Raw genomic sequence first — 17,570 nt, 5'->3', positions numbered from 1 at the left:
GGGGAGCTCTCCGTAAAAGGATTGTTTTTCTTGTAGTTATACGCGGGATTTCAGGAAGGGGATCATGCGCGTCAGCACATCGTCCCTGTTGACGAAATGATGTTTCAGCGCCGCGCCGACATGCAGGGCCAGCAGCGCGAGGATCACCCAGGCACCGGCGCTGTGGATCGACCCCAGCGGCTCGTAGGCCTCATTGGGCACCGGCAGGTGCGGCAGTTCCAGCGCGGGGTTATTGGCGATGTAGGAGGGAAAATTCGTCGCCGAGGCGGTCAGCCAGCCGACCAGCGGCATGCCTATCATCACCGCGTAGAAAGCGATATGCGTGGCGCGCGCGGCTATTGCTTCCCACGGCTTCATGGTGGCGGGCAGGGGCGGAACCTTGTGCGTCAGCCGCCAGCCAAGACGGACCAGCGCCAGCACCAGAAGGCTGATCCCGATTGTCTTGTGCCAGTTATAATAGGCCTGCACCTCGGCGAAGCTCATCTCGCCCGCCAGCGCCATTTCGCGCATGTCCTCCATCTGCCAGCCCATGAAGATCATGCCGGCCAGCAGCGCGGCCATCAGCCAGTGGAGCGCTATGGCCACAGCCGTGTAGCGGGGGTGTCCGGTGGTGCTCATTGTTTCGCCCATCCCTGTTGTTCCGGCTATATGAGGCAAGCCTGCCGCCACCGCCAGCCCTTCGCAAGCGCGAAGGCGGGAAATGGCTCTGAAATGAGTTGTTGCGGCCAGAGTTCCGTCGCCTCTTCAATGCGCTAGCCCATTCTGGAGCGGCGCAAACAACACTCTTTCCCCGATGGGCTGGATTGCGGTTTTGGTGGTGCTCCGCGCATCCGCGCGTCGCTGCGGGCAATCCCCGATCGAGCCGGGGACAGGCAGTGCCCGGCGGCCGGTCGCAGGCCGCAAAGCGGCCTGAAAAGCGCGAACGCGCGCCCGCGACTGCCTGTGCCCGCGTAGGCGGGTATTCGCGGAACATCGCAACGCGGATGCGTTGCGGAACTAAAAACTGGATTCCCGCCTGCGCGGGAATGACGAAGAGGCACATGGTCCATTTTTTCTGTGCCAACCCCGCCCGGCCCTTGTAGGGTTGTGAACAGGGAGGCCGGTCATGCTGCGGCTGCTGGGCGCAATTCTGATCGCAGGTTTCGCCGTTCTCGCGGCGGCATTTGGAGCGGCCTGGCTGCTGGATGCCCGTGCCACAGAAGGCGGACGGGAACTCGCCCTGTCACTGGCGATTAGGGATGCGGACACGGCAGCAAGGCCGCTGCTGGATTGTGACATCAGATTGCCGGTGTGGATGCGCGCACGAATGGTTAGTGCCCCGTCATACGTCCGCGCCATCAGCGATGGCGAAGAAACTTCCTGCAGCCTTCCCGTTTTTGCTTGGCAGACAATTGCATTTTCAAAACTCTATTCCGGAGAAACTGGACGCATCTGCCGGTTCGACCTGGAGTATGCAGGTGACTTCGTGCTGGCACATGACGCTAGCGGATGTGCGACGGCGCAGTTAATTGGCTTGGGATTTCGCGAAGAGCTCGGTTCCTGTCTCGGTCTGTCCCCGGACCATCCCCGCGTGAGCGTGGAGCTTCATCGGGGCTGGCCGGAGAGGCCGGAGTATCGACCGCCGGTCCGGCCCAGCACTTTCAGCATGCTTACCGGCTGTCCCGACCCGAAGTAGGAGTCTCTCCGCCTGCCCCAAACCGCTGCCCCTCTTATCGTTGTTCCCGCCCCCGCCTGCGCGGGGATAAACTCCGCCGGGAACCCAGAGCCAGCTGGCAACCGGCAGAGCCTTATGATCGTCTGGATTCCCGCCTGCGCGGGAATGACGAAGGGGGAGCGAAAGCAAATCCCGTTGGTCCGCGCCCATCTGCCGCGCAGCTTCGCCCTCGCGTTCGGCGCGCGCCGCGCTATGTTGTGCATCGCAAAAATGAACCGGGGAGACCATCCATGAGCTATCGCGCGCCCGTCCGCGACATCCGTTTCAGCCTTGAGGAAATCGCGGCGCTCGACAGCGTGCGCGCCACCGGCGCCTTCCCGGAATTTTCCGGCGATCTGACCGGCGCGATCCTCGAAGAGGCGGCAAAGCTGTGCAATGACGTGATCGCGCCGCTGAACTGGCCGTCAGACCAGCAGGGCTGCACGCTGAAAGACGGCGAGGTGAAAACCCCGGACGGCTTCCCGGCGGCCTATGCCAAATTCGTCGAAGGCGGCTGGCAGGGCCTGCAGTTTGGCACCGAGCATGGCGGCATGGGCCTGCCACGCGCGCTGGGCTGCGCGCTGATGGAGATGCTGCAGAGCGCCTCGATGAGCTTTGGCCTTGGCCCGATGCTCTCCTTTGGCGCCATCGAGGCGCTGATTGCCCATGGTTCGGATGAGCAGCGCGCGCTCTATCTGCCGAAAATCATTTCGGGTGAATGGTCGGCGACAATGAACCTCACCGAGCCGCAGGCAGGCTCTGATGTCGGCGCGCTGCGCACCAAGGCGGAACCCAATGGCGATGGCAGCTGGGCGGTTTCCGGCCAGAAGATTTTCATCACCTGGGGCGAGCATGACTGCGCGGAGAACATCATCCATCTGGTGCTGGCGCGCACGCCAGACAGCCCGGCCGGCACGAAGGGCATCTCGCTCTTCTTGGTGCCGAAATTCATCCCCGATGAAAACGGCAATCCGGGCAAGCGAAACGGAGCGAAGGCCATTGGCCTGGAACACAAGATGGGCATTCACGGCTCGCCCACCTGCACGATGGAATACGCGAACGCGACCGGCTGGCTGATTGGCGAGGAAAACCGGGGCATGGCCGCCATGTTCACCATGATGAACTCGGCGCGCCTGAATGTGGGCGTGCAGGGCGTCGGCATCGCCGAGCGCGCCTATCAGCAGGCGTTTGAGTTTGCAAAAGAGCGCCGTCAGGGCCGGGCGCCGGGCGCCGAAGGCCCTGCCCCGCACGCCATCATCGATCATCCCGATGTGCGCCGCATGCTCTCCCTGATGAAAGCAAAAATCGAGGCAGCCCGCGCTATCTGCTTCCACGCCGCAGTGGAAGGCGATCTGGCCGAGCACCATGGCGATGAGGACGAAGCCGCCTGGGCGCGACGGCGTGAGGAGCTGCTCATCCCCGTCGCCAAGGCGTGGTCTACCGATCTGGGCGTGGAAGTGGCCTCGCTGGGCGTGCAGATCCATGGCGGGATGGGCTTTATCGAGGAAACCGGCGCCGCCCAGCATTACCGCGATGCGCGCATCGCCCCGATCTATGAGGGCACGAACGGCATCCAGGCGATCGATCTGTCGGGCCGCAAGCTGTCCATGGAGGGCGGGCTCGCCTTTGCCGAGCTGATCGAGGATATCCGCCAGACGGTGGAAGATTGCGAGACCTCCTCCAACCCGGCTTTGCCGGAGCTGGCGGCACGCCTCGCCGCGGCAGTGGACGCGCTGGAAGAGGCCGTCCAGTGGATGGCGTCCGCAGACATGGAAGACCGGCTGGCCGGCTCGACCGCCTTCCTGAAACTGACCGGCGATGTGACAGGCGGCTGGCTCTTGTGCGTCGGCGCAGTCGCCGCCCAGCGCCGCCTGAAAGAGGCGGAAGGCGATGCGGGGTTTGCTGAAAACCGCATCGCGCTGGCGGGCATTTATGCCGAAACGGTGCTCGCCGCCGCGCCGGGCCTGATGGGCGAAATCCGCATGGGCGCCGCCCCGCTCTTCGAGCCGGGTCTCACCATGCTGGAGAGTGCGTGAGGCAGTTTAGTACCGGACGCTGAAATCCCGGGCGAACGCAGTGAGACCCGGGACCTCGCGCAGGAGAAGCGGAGAGAGGCCCCGGATCGCTGCGCGTCCGGGGTTTCAGCGGCATCAATTCCCCAATCTATCCCCCTCCCCCCGGCACGGGCGTAATATGCGTCTTGCCGGTCGGGTTGAGAGCGTGTTCGCGACACGCCTGATGCAGACCGGCGCGAGGGAGAAACGTCCCCCGCTCCGGGTGTTGAATGGTTGTCCGCATGGATGGCGCATCCCTCACTGCCCCGCATGGGGCTTAATGGAGATACGGGAAGACTAGCGCCTCGCAAGTGCGGACGGCCCTTTAAAGGCCACGCAAGAGACTGCCCCGACTACCCCATTCCGGCCCCACGGGCCGTCCGCATCCCTTCGCCACAAGGCCCTTCGGCCATTTTGCCCAGCTTGTACTTTTTTTTTCAAAGTTCTTTTGACAAGCATCATACTTTGTCATAAGGTTCAACCATCAACCCCGGCTGGAGGCCTTACCCATGGACCTGAGAGACGAACTTCTGGATGTGCGCCGCAGTGCCTATGCCCGTCTGCGGGGCGGCTATCCGATCATCATGGCTGGAACGGTGTTCTGGCTGGCGCTGGCGGTAATGAGCCAGTTCATGCAGCCGGTACCGCTGCTTCAGGCGGCCTTTGGCCTTTCCGGCATGATCTTTCCGGTGGCGCTGGTCTTTGCGTGGCTGGCCCGCATCCCCTTCATGAAGGACCGCACGGTGCTCAGCCCGCTTCTGGTGCCCACCTTCATCGCCATGCTGCTGTTCTGGCCGATGCTGTTCATCGCCACGGCAGAGGCTGGCGCGGGCGTGATCATGAGCATACTGGCCATCGGGCTATCCCTGCACTGGCCGGTCATTGGCTGGACCTATGGGCGGACCGCGCTGTTCTGCGCCCACGCCATCATCCGCGCCGGTCTGGTGTTCTGGATCTATTACGCCTTCCCCGGCCAGCAGATGCTCTATATCCCGCTGGCAGTAGCGGCCTGCTACGCGGTCACTGCGTTCATCGTCTATGTCGATGCCAGCCGCCTTGCCCGCCGCATGGGGATGCTCCCCGCACGGCAGGCCCAGGCGATGGCGGTCTAGCCAGACGCTAGATCCAGAAACCGCGCGGATCGGTGTGGCTGCGTCCTTCGGTCAGACGGATCAGCCCCACCACCGCGCGGATGATGAACCAGATCGCGGTGGCCAGCATGATGAGCAGGCCAAGGCCCAGCACCCAAACCGTCAGGATGCCGATTACCATCCCCGCCAGCCCGTACCAGAATGTGCGGATCTGATAGGTGTAGTGGTTCTTTATCCACTCGGGCGCCTCGGTCATGCGCACATAGGCCAGGATCACCGCGACGATGGCGGTAAGCCCGGTCACTACGGACAATATCTGCAATATGTAGCAGACCAGCGCATAGGTCCGGTCGGTGTCATTGGTGCCCGCGGCCGGGGGCGGGGCGGGGTGTGCGGTCTGCTCGTCAGTCATCGGGGGAGGCCTTTCCTTGTCATCGCCTGCGGCGCTGAAACGACACTGTCACAAATTTAATGCAGGCGAAGTGGTGTTTCGCCTTGGTTGTGCCGCGCGGCACAGCCAATATTCCGCCCATGATTGGTGTGGATAATCAAGTTACCAGGCCGGTAGCGTTGTGGCTGGAGCGCGCATCACTGGTCTCCGGCGGGCTGGGTCTGCTCGCCTTTGGCGCCGGCCGTGTGATCACTGGCGAAGGCCTTGCCTATCCGCAATCGCTGATCTGGATGGTGCCATGTGCCCTACTTGCGGTGGGCTGCGCACTGCTCTACTGGCGTGTGACCACACGAAGGCCATGAATGACAGGCAAGGAAGCGCCATGACCAGACCCGCAATCATCGTCACCATGTCCGACACCGTGCCCGGCCGTCAGGCCGGCGAGGTGCTGGGGATTGCGCGCGGCAGCGTGGTGCGTGCCCGCTTTTTCGGCCGCGACTTTGTCGCCGGCCTGCGCAATCTGGTGGGCGGTGAAGTGAACGAATACACCGAACTGATGGCCCAGGCACGCGAGCAGGCCATGGCGCGCATGATCGCGCATGCAGCCGAGCTGGGGGCGGACGCTGTTGTTACCTTCCGGTTTTCCACATCCACCATAACTGAAGGCGCTGCCGAGATCCTGGCCTACGGGACGGCGGTGAAGCTGACATGACCGATCATTCCGGCGAAGGCGAAACGCGCCCGCAGAACATGGTGACCACGTTTTTCCGGCGGGTCGTGTCCGAGTTTGGCGAGACAATCCGGTTTTTTGCCGGCGTAGCGGCTGTGTGGTTCGCGCTGGTGACCTTCGGGTTTGCCGCTTTCCACATCCCGTCTGAGAGCATGCAGCCCGCCCTGCAGGTCGGCGACCGGGTGCTGGTATCCAAATTCTCCTACGGCTATTCGCGTCACTCCTTGCCGCTGGGCATTGGCTACGCCCTGCCCGAAAGCTGGACCGGGCGCGTATTGCATTTTGGCGGTCCGGACCGGGGCGAGGTTGTGGTGGTGCGTGACCCGCGCCAGGGCATCAACATCATCAAGCGCGTCATCGGCCTGCCCGGCGACACGATCGAAGTGCGCGGCGGACGCCTGATCATCAATGGTGATGTCATGGAGCGTGTGGAACAGGACGTCATCCGTTACCGCACGCGCGAGGGCCAGATCGTCGCCGTCACCGTGTATGAGGAACTCATGCCGGACGGCAATAGCCACATTATCTACGAGCGCACGGACAACGCCCTGCTGGACAATGTCGGCCCCTTCCGTGTTCCCAGCGACAGCTATTTCCTCATGGGCGACAATCGTGACGCCTCTGCCGACAGCCGTGTCGGGTCACAGCTGGGCTATGTGCACCGCGACAATATTGTCGGCAAGGCCTTCACCGTACTCTTCACCTTTGCCAATTGCCGCAATGAGGAAGGTCTGACCTGCCCGCCCTGGAGGGTCTTCCGCGGGCTGTAAAGGCGCTCACCGCATTTTCAGCAAAAGTGCAATGCGGTTTTGCGGCTCGAAAATGCGGCAGTCCAGAAAGGTAGAGCGTTTTCAATCTGTGAAAACGCTCTACGCTCCTCTCCCTGAACAGGGAGGAGAGCCAGATGAATTTACACGGCAAGACCATCTTCATTACCGGGGCCAGCCGGGGCATTGGCCTGGCCATTGCGGAGCGCTGCGCGCGCGACGGGGCCAATATCGCCATTGCGGCCAAGACGGCTGATCCCCACCCCAGGCTGGAAGGCACGATCCACACCGCAGCCGCCGCCATTGAGGCCGCGGGCGGCAAGGCCCTGCCCATACAGTGCGATATCCGCGACGAAGAGAGCGTGGAAGCGGCGGTCAAACAGACCGCTCAGCATTTCGGTGGCATCGACATTGTCATCAACAATGCCTCGGCCATCTTCCCCATGCCGACGAAAGACACGCCGGCCAAGCGCTGGGATCTGATGCATCAGGTCAATGCGCGCGGCACCTATATCGTCACCCGTGCCTGCCTGCCTTATCTTGAAAAGGCGGAAAATCCCCACATCCTCGCCCTCTCCCCGCCGCTGGACATGCGCGCCAAATGGTTCGGCCCGCACGTGGCCTATACCAGCGCCAAGTACGGGATGAGCCTGTGCATTCTGGGCTGGTCACAGGAATTCCGGGGCAAGATCGCCGCCAACGCGATCTGGCCGCGCACCGCCATTGCCACCGCCGCCATTGCCAATGTACTGGCGGGCGAAGAGGCGTTCAGAAACTGCCGCAAGCCGGAAATTCTCGCCGAGACCGCCTACCGGGTGCTGGTGAAGCCGGCAGCGAAATTCACGGGCAATTTCCTCATTGATGACAGCTTCCTGATCTCCGAAGGCGTCACCGATCTCGATCAGTATTCGGTAGAGCCGGGCGTGGAATTGCTCCCCGACTTCTTCGTGCCGGATGATCCCCCTGCCCCGCCGGGCGTGAAGATCATGGCCATCCCGCTGGGGCACTGACGGAGAAATTTGTAGTTCCGCAGCGCATCCGCGTTGCGATGTTCCGCGAAAAGTCGCGGGCGCGAAGGCCCGTCCCCGGCTACGATCGGGGATCGCGCTTTTCAGGCCGCTTTGCGGCCTGCAAGGCCGACCGGCCGCCGGGCACTGCCTGTCCCCGGCTTGATCGGGGATTGCCCGCAGCGACGCGCGGATGCGCGGAGCATCAGGACGTCTCCGAGCAAAGAAAAAACCCCGGAACCTGCGGGTTCCGGGGCTTCACTTTCAGTACCGTTTAGCGGCGTCAGGCAGCCTGCACGTCGCGGATATAGCGCTGGATGTCGCTCTTGATCCGTTCCGAACGCTCGGCAACCTGAGAGGCGGTCATGGCAAGCTGGTTGGCGGCCGCTGCGGTCGTGCCCGCCGCCTGCTCCAGCCCGCCCAGCGAACGGGATACCGCTTCGGCGCCTTGTGCCGCCTCGTTGACATTCCGGCTGATCTCGCCGGTGACGGCCACCTGCTCTTCAGCAGAGGAGGCGACAGCGGTCGAGATCTGGCTGACTTCGTCAACCACCTGCTCGATGCTGCGCACCGCCGTGACCGCCGTCTCGGTGCCTTCCTGGATGGCACGGATCTGCTCGATAACGGTGGCGGTTGCCTTCTCGGTCTGCTCGGCGAGCTGCTTGACCTCGTTGGCCACGACCGCGAAACCCTTGCCGGCTTCGCCAGCGCGGGCTGCCTCGATTGTGGCGTTGAGGGCCAGCAGCTTGGTCTGCTCGGTCACGGCGCTGATGAGTGCGGCCACTTCATCAATGGCGCTGGCGGCATTGACGAGCACGTCGATCCGGCTGAGCGCCTCATCCACCCGCTTGGTGGCATCGGTAGCGATACCAGACGTCCGCCCGATCTGGACGGCCACTTCCTTGATCGAGCTGGTCAGCTCTTCGGCGGCACTGGCAACCGTCTGCACATTGGCCGCCGTCTGGGTGGTGCTGGCGGACACGGTTTGCGTCTCGGCAGAGCTTTCCTCTGCGGTGGAGGCCATGGACTGGGCAGTCGACTGAAGCTCTTCGGCGGCGCTGGCCAGTGTCGCGACGGCCTCGTCGATTTCCTTTTCGAAGCTGAGGGTCAGGGCGTTGACCCGCTCGGCCTGTTCCAGCTTGCGGCGCGCTTCGGCTTCCTGCGCTGCAGTAAGATCGCGCGCGGTGATCGATTGCTGCTTGAAAGCGTCCAGTGCCCGGTTGAGCACGCCGACCTCATCACCCCGGTCAGTCTCGGCAATCTCCACTTCCAGATCACCGCCGGCCAGCGTGTTCAGCCGGCCAATGGCGCGGGTCATGGGCTGGCCGATCCCGTAGCGGCCGATCAGGAAGCTGATCGCCCCGCCCGCCGCAAGAGCGACAAGAATGCCGATGATCATCAGATTGCGGGCTGAAACGACAGTGGCCTCTGCCTGCTCATACGCGGCAAGCTCGTGGGCGGCTTCGTATTCCTGGAACGCGTCAACGGTAGCGCGCGCCTCGAGACCGAGTGTGCGTGCCGCATTCACTGAACGCTCTACGCGCTGCTGCATGGCCTCCCGCTCTGCACCGCGCATCGCGCGCAATTCGGTAACGGACGCATCGAACGCCGTGACAAATCGCTCAAATGGCGTGCTGATCGCTGCAAGCTGCCGGCGCGCCGTGTCACTCGCTCCTTGCGAGAGGGCGTTATATTCGGCCATGAAACGCTCGCGCGCGGCGCGCACCTCGCCATCAATGCGCTCGACCTCACCCGGCTCAACAGCCAGCAGATACCAGAAGCGCCGGATATCGCCCAACGCCTCACCCATATTGGCGGCGCGCTGCTGGTCTGTGGACGCCGCGTGTATCCGGTAGGCGGAATCGCGCACGTGGTGAATTTCATAGATCGCGAATGCGCCAAGGGCGGCCAAGGCAACCGCCATCGCCGCGACGATCAGAAGAAGTTTGCCCATGATGGGCAAGTTGGACAGGCGCATGAGGGAATCTCCCTTGAGGACCAAATTCGCCTGAAAGTTGAAGCGCGTTGGTTAATGCGGCCTGAATCATCCTGCGCACACGGAAAAAATAATATATATATTTCAATATGATAATATTATTATTTTGCCGGAATAATTTATGCGCGTTTCGCGTGTGATGGCTTTCCCGAGGCCAGCCAGTCAGCGCCCCCTCTCGCCGCCGCAACACCGCTGGCAAAGCACGCTTGCAACAGATAGCCGCCCGTGGGCGCTTCCCAGTCAAGCATTTCGCCCGCCACGAATACGCCGGGCAGCGCTTTGAGCATGAAGCGCTCATCGACAGAGCCACGCGCTATGCCCCCTGCGCTGGAGATGGCCCGGTCGAGCCCCTGCATGCCGGTCAGCGTGATGGGCAAGGCCTTGATGCGCGCCGCGAGTGCTTGCGGCTCACGCGGCACCTCGCCTGCCTCGCGCAGCAACGCCGCAGAGAGAGGCGAAAGCCTCGCCTGCTTGCGCAGCGTGTTGGAGAGCGACTGGCCGGGCTTCGCCGCGCCGAGGCGTTTTGCCAGCGCCCCTTCGGATATGTCAGGGGCGAGATCGAGGGTTAGCACCGCCCTGCCCTCAGTCTCAATCGCAGCGCGAAGGGACGCACTCAGCGCATAGATGGCCCCGCCCTCCATCCCGTAAGCGGTAATCATGGCTTCGCCGCGTATCGTGCGGCCCTGATGGGTGAAGCTGGCGGTTTTCAGCGGCTCTCCGGCGAAGCGCTCGGTAAACACCGCCGACCAGCGCACATTGAAGCCCGCATTGGACGGCGTGAAGGGCGTGATTTCGACGCCGCGCTCTTTCAGCCACTCGGTCCAGTCGCCCCTCGAGCCCAGTCGCGGCCAGCTTGCCCCGCCGAGCGCCAGGATCACCGCATCGGGCTCAATCGGCCGTTCCAGACCGTCCGGCCCGGCGATGAGGAAGCGGCCTGCCCCGTCAAAACCCCGCCAGGTGTGGCGGGTGTGGATATTGACGCCCAGCGCATCCAGCCTTGCGAGCCAGGCGCGTAATAGAGGCGAAGCCTTCATCGATTTGGGAAAGATGCGCCCGCTGGACCCGGTAAACACTGCCTGCCCCAGCCCTTCACACCATGCCGTCAGCTCAGAAGGTGAAAAGGCGCGGATGGCAGGCTCCAGCCACTCGCGTGCCGCGCCATAGCGCTCCAGAAAGGCGCCCAGGCTTTCAGAATGGGTGAGGTTAAGCCCGCCCCTGCCCGCCATCAGGAATTTGCGCGCCACGCTCGGCATGCGCTCATAGACATCGACCGCGAAGCCCTCGCTGGCGAGTTTTTCCGCCGCGATCAGGCCCGCTGGCCCTGCCCCGATAATGGCGATGCGCTGGCTCATTGCTCGGGCGTGTCGAAGCGTCCGCCCCGGCCCTCGCCGCTCAGGAACCGCGTCGCCCCTTCCACCGTCTCGCCGCTCTGCAGGGTCTTCATGCCAAGGGCAAACTCGTCGGAGAGCGCCTGTTCTTCAGTGAGACTCCACTGGGTGAGCGCGCTCATCCGGTCGTTGCGCATGCAGGCTTGCGGGAAGGCAGCGATCTCGCGGGCGAGCGTCAGCGCAGCCTCCAGCGCCTTTCCGGGCTCGGCCAGCCGGTTGGCAAGGCCGATTGCGTAGGCTTCCTCCGCGCCGACGGGCCTGCCGGTGAGGATCATGTCCATGGCGCGCGACTGGCCGATCAGGCGCGGCAGGCGCACCGTCCCGCCATCGATCAGCGGCACGCCAAACCGGCGGCAGAACACGCCAAAAACGGCCGTCTTGGCCGCTACGCGCATATCGCACCACAATGCCAGCTCTAGCCCGCCCGCGACCGCGTGGCCCTCTATCGCTGCGATAACCGGCTTGGAGAGCATCATGCGGCTCGGCCCCATCGGCCCGTCGCCTTTCGGTTCGGTGCGGTTGGGTGTCCCCTCAGCGATAGCCTTGAGGTCCGCCCCGGCACAGAAAGTCCCGCCAGCGCCGGTGAGGATGGCGACGTCGGCGCTTTCGTCTGCGTCAAACCGGCGGAACGCATCGGCCAGCGCCTGCGCGGTCGGGCCGTCCACCGCATTGCGCCGCTCCGGCCGGTCAATCGTGATTATGGTGATGCGCGCGCTGGTCTCGTAGCGGATGGTCATGGATCACTTACCCCCACACCGCCGAGCGGAGCATGTTGAGGGCGACGAGGGCCAGACCAATCGCAAATGCCTGACGCAGGCGCGCGGCGTTGAGCCGGTGGGCAAGGCTCGCCCCCAGCGGCGTCACGAAAACAGCGGTGATGGCCAGCAGTGCAAAGCCGGGCATGGAGACAAAGCCGAGCGAGAAGGGCGCGCGATCTGCGACGCTCCAGCCCGTAATCACAAAGCCCAGCGCCGCTGGAAACCCTATCGCCACGCCAAAGCCCGCAGCGGTCGCCACAGCGACATGGATGGAGCGGCCAAAGACGGTGAGCAGCGTGACGCCGAACACGCCCCCGCCAATACCCATCAGGGCCGACATGATGCCGATTGTGCCCGCCAGCAGCGCCCGGACAGGCTGGCCCGGCAGATCATCGCCGAGCTTCCAGTCGGCCCGCCCGAAGAAGAACTGCAGCGACAGCAAAAGCGCGGTGATGGCAAAGATGAAAACGAGGCCGCGCGTCGGGATCGCGCCGGCAACCGCGGAGCCTGCCAGCGCGCCGAGCACGATCCACGGGCACCATGTCTTGAGCACGCCAAAATCGACCGCCCCCTTCTTCGCGTGCGCCAGCACCGAACGTGCCGAGGTGATGACGATGACGGCGAGAGACGTGCCCACCGCCGCGTGCATGGCGTGTTCAGGGTATCCCAGAAACACCAGCGTGTAATACATGGCCGGGACCATCACGACCCCGCCGCCAATGCCGAACAGCCCGGCGATCAGCCCCGCAAATGCGCCAACGGCCAAGAGGGTGAGAAGGTAGATCAGGTATTGTTCCATCAGGCCGCCGCGCGCGCCTCCCTCACGGCGACAAGCGCCCGTTCCACCACATGCCAGTCCGCGCCATCCTTGTTGGCGTCGGTCGACAGTATCTGACGCCAGCGCCGCGCACCGGGCATCCCGGCAAACAGGCCCAGCATGTGGCGCGTGATGGCGTGCAGGCGCGCGCCGCGCGCCAGCTGGCTTTCCACATAGGTCCGGTAGGCTTCGACTATGGCAAAGGGATCGTCATGCGGGTCCGCCTCGCCGAAGAACACGCTGTCCACAGCTGAGAGGATGAAGGGCGTGTGATAGGCCGCCCGGCCCAGCATCACCCCGTCCAGCCCCGCCATCTCGGCGTGCGCGTGTTCGAGGTTTTCCAGCCCGCCATTGAGGATGATTTCAAGCTCGGGGTGCGTAGCCTTCAGACGCCGTACAATGTCATAATCCAGCGGCGGGATATCCCGGTTCTCTTTGGGTGACAGACCTTTGAGCCACGCCTTGCGGGCATGGACGCTAAAGCTCGTCACGCCGCTCTGCGCCACCGTTTCGACGAAGGAAAACAGCGTCTCTTCGGGGTCCTGCTCGTCCACGCCGAGCCGGTGTTTCACCGTTACCGGCACCGATACCGCCTCACGCATGGCGGCAAGGCAATCAGCGACCAGTTGCGGCTCGCGCATCAGGCAGGCGCCGAACGTGCCCGACTGCACCCGGTCAGACGGGCAGCCGACATTGAGATTGACTTCCGCATAGCCGAAATCTTCCGCGATGCGGGCGGCGGCGCTGAGCATTTTGGGATCACTGCCGCCCAGCTGGATGGCGACCGGATGTTCGCTATCGTCAAAGCCGATCAGGCGTCTGGCATCGCCGTGGATGACGGCCTGATCGACCGCCATCTCGGTATAGAGCAGCGCACGGCGTGTCATCACGCGGTGGAAGGCCCGGCAATGCCGGTCCGTCCAGTCCATCATGGGCGCGACACTGAAGCGTCTGGAAAGCGGTATCCTGCTCATGTCCGCCATGTAGGCCAGCGCGGGCAAAAGGGCAAACGGGGCGCACTGGCAAGCTTCCCCCGCGCAGCCAATCGCCTATCCTTGGGAAACATAGCGCGGAGGCACTCACATGACCCAACACTCAGGACTGTCGCTCGGCCTCGGACCCGGCAGCGTGATGGGCGTGTCGGACTGGACCACGCTGACGCAGGAGGATTTCAACATTTTCGGCAAGGTGACGCGCGATGAAGACCCGATGTACACCGATCCGGACTGGTGCGCCGCGCACGGCCCCTTCCCCACCACTATAAGCTTCGGCTTTTTCACGCTCGCTCTGCTGACCGGTTTCAGCCATCAGGCAAGCCCGTGGCCGGAGGGCGCCTATGCCATCAATTACGGGTTTGACCGGATACGCTTCCTCGCCCCGGTGCCGGTCAATTCGCGCGTGCGCGGGCATTTCACTTTTCTGGGGGCGGAGCCGCGCGAAGATGGCTCCTTCCTCTCGCGCATGGAGGTGACTGTCGAAATAGAGGGCGTGGACAAGCCGGCCCTCGTTGCCGAATGGCTGGGGCTGGTGTTTCCGCCCGAAGCGCAAGCTCGGTAGCCCTTCCCGGAACCGCCTCGTCCTTCTCGCGTTTCCCTGCTGATCATCTTTGGCAGGGCGCGGCAGAGCTGCGCGAGGAGGCACCTGAAATGGGCAAGGCAATACTGATGTGGTTCCTGGGGATTCCGATCCCCGTCATCATTCTCATTCTCATTCTTTTCTAGGAGGCGCACGACATGACAGATGCACCCATCGCTGCGCCCGTAGCGGCCACTACCCCCGCCCGCTGGGCCGGACCGGCAATCAGCTGGTCAGCCGTTTTTGCCGGCGCATTCGCCGCTGGCGGGCTGACCATCATTCTCGTCATTCTGGGTTCGGCCTTCGGCTTTGGCGCCATGTCGCCTTTCGCCGGGGACGGGCTGTCCCTTACCACGATCAGCATTGTCACGATCATCTGGCTGATCTTCACGCAGATCTTGGCTTCCGTTCTGGGCGGCTATATCGCCGGACGCACCCGCCTGCGCTGGTCCATCCACGCAGACGAGGTCTTTTTCCGTGACAGCGTGCATGGCTTCCTGACCTGGGCGGTAGCTACCGCCTTCATGTTCGTGGTCGCAGGCATTGCCGCTGGCGGTGGCGCTCTGGGCGCAACGGCGGTGACGGCAGCGGCCGTACACTCCGAAGAGGGCGCGCCGGCCCCGGCTACCATTATCACCGACCGGCTTTACCGCGCGCCGGGTGCCGATCCCGAGGCCCTGGCAAGCGCCCGGCAGGAAGCCGACCGCTTTGTGGTCCGCGCCATCGCCGATCCGGACTCGGTGACGGCAGAAGACCGCGCCTGGCTGGTCGAGGATGTGGCCGAGCGCACCGCCATCGGCGTCAATGAAGCCGATGCCCGCGTCCAGGCCGCATTCGCCCAGATGGACGCCGCGCGCGCAGAAGCGCGCGACGAGGTCGACACGGCCCGCGCTGCCAGCGCGACGCTGGCGATCGCCACGGCACTGGCGATGCTGTTCGGTGCGTTTGTTGCCAGCGCGGCAGCCATTTTTGGCGGGCGCGAGCGCGACGGACTGGAAGACAGGCTGATTTCGCCCTAGCGCATCAGGCTGGTCTTCATTCAAGGGCGCAGCTTCCCCGGGCTGCGCCCTTTTTCTTTGTCTCGAAACCCGGCACACTGCTCGCGCGTAAGTCTGATACGCGTTGGAGGCTTCACATGCCCCGCTGGCTCTTGTTCACCGCCTGTATCATCACCGCCGCCTTGGCGGGATGGTCGTTCTGGCGTGCCTTGCCGGCACCGGCGGCTCCGCTGGCCGATCCGATCGTTATCACCCAGACGGGCAGTGTCTCTGGCACAAACCTCATCGCGATTGATCCGGTCATGCGCACCGAAGACTACGCTAGCACCGGGGCCTTCACCGCACGGCTGGCTGACTATCTGGAAGCGGCGCGCGAAGCAGGCGTGCTCACGCCGCGTACAATCGCCGTCTTTCCCGAACATATCGGCACCTGGCTGGTCGCGGCCGACGCGCCGCGCGGCGTGTACCGGGCGGCAAGCGTCGAAGGCGCGATGACCGCGCTCATCGCGGCCAACCCCCTGCCCTTTGCAGGCTCGGTACTGACAAGCCCTGAAGCGGACCGGGCTGCGGCGGCCGTATTCCGCATGCGCAGCGCCGATATGGCAGAGCGCTATCAGGCGGCGTTTTCGGCGCTGGCCGAAGACTATGGCATCACCCTTGTTGCCGGTTCGGTCGTGCTGGCAGGCGCCCGCATCGAGGACGGCAGGATCGTGACCGCGAACGATGGCCCGCTGGAGAATGTCAGCGCCGTCTTTGCCCCCGATGGACGGGTCCACGGCGCGCTGGTGCGCAAGGTCTATCCCATTCCGTCCGAGGCAGGCTTCACCGCCGCCGCCAGCCTGGAAGACTATCCCGTGTTCGAGACGCCTGCCGGGCGGCTGGGTGTGCTCATATGCGCCGATTCCTGGCACCCGGACGTCTACGCGGCACTGGAGGGGGCGGACCTGCTGGCCGTTCCTGCCTTCCTGCAGCCGGGCGGCGTCTGGGGCCAACCATGGGGCGGCTATGTCACCCCCTGGCCCGATGATGTGCCGCGCGAGGATGCTGGCCGCCTGAGCGAAGGAGAAGCCTGGCAGACCCATGCCCTCGCGGGCCGGCTGCAGGACAGCTCGGCGCGCGCCGGCGTTACGGCCTTTCTGGGCGGCTCGCTCTGGGGCATGGAATCTGACGGGGCGGCCATTGCCGTCGACGCCGATGGCGTCCACGCCGCACGGCGCACCACCGGCGGCGAGATTTTGGTGATGTGGGTCACCGGCTAGCCTTCAGCTTGCAGTCATGTGTGGCCTGTCAGGGATTATGCCGGTTAAAACTGGAGGCATGAGTCTGATGGCGTTTGCACGATGGATGGCCGCTTCGGGCGCTGCCCTGATAATGGCGGCGTGCGCGGCGGCGCCTGCGCCCTCCCTGCAGCCCTCACGGGCGCTGCCCGGCGAACGGGAAACCATCCATTACTGGCAGGACATGCCGGACGGCTCGATCCGCGTTCAGGTGCGCTCAAACGGCTGCACCACAAAGGAGAGCTTCGAGCCAGTGGTGATGGTGGATTCGCGCACCCGCTGGACGTTCACCGTGGAATTGCGCCGCCTGCAGCCTGATCACTGCCGCGCCTTCCTGCCTGAAGGGGTGGAGCTGGTCTGGAGCCGCGATGAGCTGGGCCTGCCAGGGAGCGCCAGCGTGCGCGTCATCAATCCGCAGGCCCCGACGCCGAGACCGAGGCGGTAGTTTTTAGTTCCGCAACGCATCCGCGTTGCGATGTTCCGCGAAAAGTCGCGGGCGCGCGTTCGCGCTTTTTCAGGCTGCAGGTGCCCACGCCACGGCCGCGCGGGTAGCCCTCTCCGCCTGTCATCCCCCGCTTTATGCGGGGGACCCATGCCTGCAAAGAACGATCATGCGCGAAGGCCAGAGGCATGGGTGGCCCGGATAAACCGGGCCATGACAATGTTGCAGCACAAACCCCTAAGCCGCCTCAATGCCCTTTTCGTCGAAAAAGGCTTTCAGCTCGCCGGTCTCGAACATCTCTTTGACGATGTCGCAGCCGCCGATGAACTCGCCCTTCACATAGAGCTGGGGGATGGTCGGCCAGTCGGAGTAGACCTTGATGCCTTCGCGCACTTCCATGTCTTCGAGCACGTTTACCGAGTGATACTCCACGCCCATATGCTGGAGCACGCGCGAAACGAGGGAGGAGAAGCCGCACTGCGGAAACAGCGGCGTGCCCTTCATGAACAGCACGACATCGTGGCCTTCCACCGTGTTGCGGATCGATTCAAGCGTGGCGGTGTCGGTCATGGGGCGCTCCTTCGCG

Annotated in this window: 19 protein-coding genes; 11 read left to right on the top strand and 8 right to left on the bottom strand. The window is 64.1% G+C overall.

Annotated features, from left to right (window positions below; all coding sequences use genetic code 11):
- Positions 1–36: 36 nt before the first annotated feature.
- Entirely contained in the window at positions 37–618 is a 582-nt protein-coding gene (locus ACTIGC_RS10325; RefSeq protein WP_439634321.1) for a cytochrome b, read from the bottom strand.
- Between the two features lie 487 nt (positions 619–1,105).
- On the opposite strand from ACTIGC_RS10325, the gene ACTIGC_RS10320 reads away from it, so the two are divergent.
- From ACTIGC_RS10320 to ACTIGC_RS10310, 3 genes are all read left to right on the top strand, one after another.
- Positions 1,106–1,675: a hypothetical protein gene (locus tag ACTIGC_RS10320; RefSeq protein WP_439634320.1), complete on the top strand. Its 570-nt coding sequence runs from the start codon at positions 1,106–1,108 to the stop codon at positions 1,673–1,675.
- Positions 1,676–1,944: 269 nt separating this feature from the next.
- Positions 1,945–3,729: an acyl-CoA dehydrogenase gene (locus ACTIGC_RS10315; RefSeq protein ID WP_439634319.1), complete on the top strand. Its 1,785-nt coding sequence runs from the start codon at positions 1,945–1,947 to the stop codon at positions 3,727–3,729.
- A gap of 527 nt (positions 3,730–4,256) precedes the next feature.
- Complete coding sequence (locus tag ACTIGC_RS10310) at positions 4,257–4,859, top strand: DUF7010 family protein (protein ID WP_439634318.1); 603 nt, start codon at positions 4,257–4,259, stop codon at positions 4,857–4,859.
- Between the two features lie 7 nt (positions 4,860–4,866).
- Here ACTIGC_RS10310 and ACTIGC_RS10305 read toward each other — a convergent pair whose 3' ends face one another.
- A complete protein-coding gene (locus ACTIGC_RS10305; RefSeq protein WP_439634317.1) occupies positions 4,867–5,250 on the bottom strand; it encodes a DUF4870 family protein in 384 nt (127 codons plus the stop codon).
- Between the two features lie 83 nt (positions 5,251–5,333).
- Between ACTIGC_RS10305 and ACTIGC_RS10300 the strand changes: the two genes are divergently transcribed.
- The 4 genes from ACTIGC_RS10300 (at position 5,334) to ACTIGC_RS10285 (ending at position 7,736) form a co-directional block, all read left to right on the top strand.
- A complete protein-coding gene (locus tag ACTIGC_RS10300; RefSeq protein ID WP_439634316.1) occupies positions 5,334–5,591 on the top strand; it encodes a hypothetical protein in 258 nt (85 codons plus the stop codon).
- Positions 5,592–5,611: 20 nt separating this feature from the next.
- Entirely contained in the window at positions 5,612–5,941 is a 330-nt protein-coding gene (locus tag ACTIGC_RS10295; protein WP_439634315.1) for a YbjQ family protein, read from the top strand.
- A complete protein-coding gene (gene lepB / locus ACTIGC_RS10290; protein WP_439634314.1) occupies positions 5,938–6,729 on the top strand; it encodes a signal peptidase I in 792 nt (263 codons plus the stop codon). Before ACTIGC_RS10295 ends, lepB begins: the two co-directional genes overlap by 4 nt.
- A 134-nt stretch (positions 6,730–6,863) precedes the next feature.
- On the top strand, positions 6,864–7,736 hold the full coding sequence (locus ACTIGC_RS10285) for an SDR family oxidoreductase (protein ID WP_439634313.1): 873 nt from the start codon (positions 6,864–6,866) through the stop codon (positions 7,734–7,736).
- A gap of 280 nt (positions 7,737–8,016) precedes the next feature.
- Here the strand turns inward: ACTIGC_RS10285 and ACTIGC_RS10280 are convergent, their stop codons facing one another.
- The 5 genes from ACTIGC_RS10280 to dusA all read right to left on the bottom strand — a co-directional run bounded on the left by ACTIGC_RS10280 (position 8,017) and on the right by dusA (position 13,666).
- Positions 8,017–9,711 carry a methyl-accepting chemotaxis protein gene (locus ACTIGC_RS10280; protein ID WP_439634312.1) on the bottom strand — a complete coding sequence of 565 codons (1,695 nt, stop codon included), beginning with the start codon at positions 9,709–9,711 and terminating at the stop codon, positions 8,017–8,019.
- Positions 9,712–9,848: 137 nt separating this feature from the next.
- Positions 9,849–11,081: a TIGR03862 family flavoprotein gene (locus ACTIGC_RS10275; protein WP_439634311.1), complete on the bottom strand. Its 1,233-nt coding sequence runs from the start codon at positions 11,079–11,081 to the stop codon at positions 9,849–9,851.
- Positions 11,078–11,854 carry a crotonase/enoyl-CoA hydratase family protein gene (locus ACTIGC_RS10270; RefSeq protein ID WP_439634310.1) on the bottom strand — a complete coding sequence of 259 codons (777 nt, stop codon included), beginning with the start codon at positions 11,852–11,854 and terminating at the stop codon, positions 11,078–11,080. The genes ACTIGC_RS10275 and ACTIGC_RS10270 overlap by 4 nt, the downstream gene beginning before the upstream one ends.
- Positions 11,855–11,861: 7 nt before the next feature.
- The gene (locus ACTIGC_RS10265) at positions 11,862–12,674 is read right to left on the bottom strand and encodes a sulfite exporter TauE/SafE family protein (protein ID WP_439634309.1); all 813 of its coding nucleotides are present in this window, start codon (positions 12,672–12,674) and stop codon (positions 11,862–11,864) included.
- Complete coding sequence (gene dusA, locus ACTIGC_RS10260; protein ID WP_439634308.1) at positions 12,674–13,666, bottom strand: tRNA dihydrouridine(20/20a) synthase DusA; 993 nt, start codon at positions 13,664–13,666, stop codon at positions 12,674–12,676. Before dusA ends, ACTIGC_RS10265 begins: the two co-directional genes overlap by 1 nt.
- A 109-nt stretch (positions 13,667–13,775) precedes the next feature.
- Between dusA and ACTIGC_RS10255 the strand changes: the two genes are divergently transcribed.
- The 4 genes from ACTIGC_RS10255 to ACTIGC_RS10240 all read left to right on the top strand — a co-directional run bounded on the left by ACTIGC_RS10255 (position 13,776) and on the right by ACTIGC_RS10240 (position 16,987).
- The gene (locus ACTIGC_RS10255) at positions 13,776–14,249 is read left to right on the top strand and encodes a MaoC family dehydratase (RefSeq protein WP_439634307.1); all 474 of its coding nucleotides are present in this window, start codon (positions 13,776–13,778) and stop codon (positions 14,247–14,249) included.
- A 176-nt stretch (positions 14,250–14,425) separates the two neighbouring features.
- Positions 14,426–15,286 (top strand): hypothetical protein, encoded by an 861-nt coding sequence (locus ACTIGC_RS10250; RefSeq protein ID WP_439634306.1) that lies wholly within the window; start codon positions 14,426–14,428, stop codon positions 15,284–15,286.
- A gap of 116 nt (positions 15,287–15,402) precedes the next feature.
- Positions 15,403–16,524 carry a nitrilase-related carbon-nitrogen hydrolase gene (locus ACTIGC_RS10245; protein WP_439634305.1) on the top strand — a complete coding sequence of 374 codons (1,122 nt, stop codon included), beginning with the start codon at positions 15,403–15,405 and terminating at the stop codon, positions 16,522–16,524.
- Positions 16,525–16,591: 67 nt separating this feature from the next.
- Complete coding sequence (locus ACTIGC_RS10240; protein WP_439634304.1) at positions 16,592–16,987, top strand: hypothetical protein; 396 nt, start codon at positions 16,592–16,594, stop codon at positions 16,985–16,987.
- 234 nt (positions 16,988–17,221) lie between these two features.
- Here ACTIGC_RS10240 and grxD read toward each other — a convergent pair whose 3' ends face one another.
- Positions 17,222–17,554, bottom strand: a complete 333-nt coding sequence (gene grxD, locus ACTIGC_RS10235; RefSeq protein WP_439634303.1) for a Grx4 family monothiol glutaredoxin — start codon at positions 17,552–17,554, stop codon at positions 17,222–17,224.
- Positions 17,555–17,570 lie beyond the last annotated feature (16 nt).

This window comes from Glycocaulis sp., assembly GCF_051859565.1.
Lineage (GTDB): Bacteria > Pseudomonadota > Alphaproteobacteria > Caulobacterales > Maricaulaceae > Glycocaulis.
Note: the sequence above shows the minus strand (reverse complement) of the source record. Positions and strands in the feature narration are given on the sequence as shown.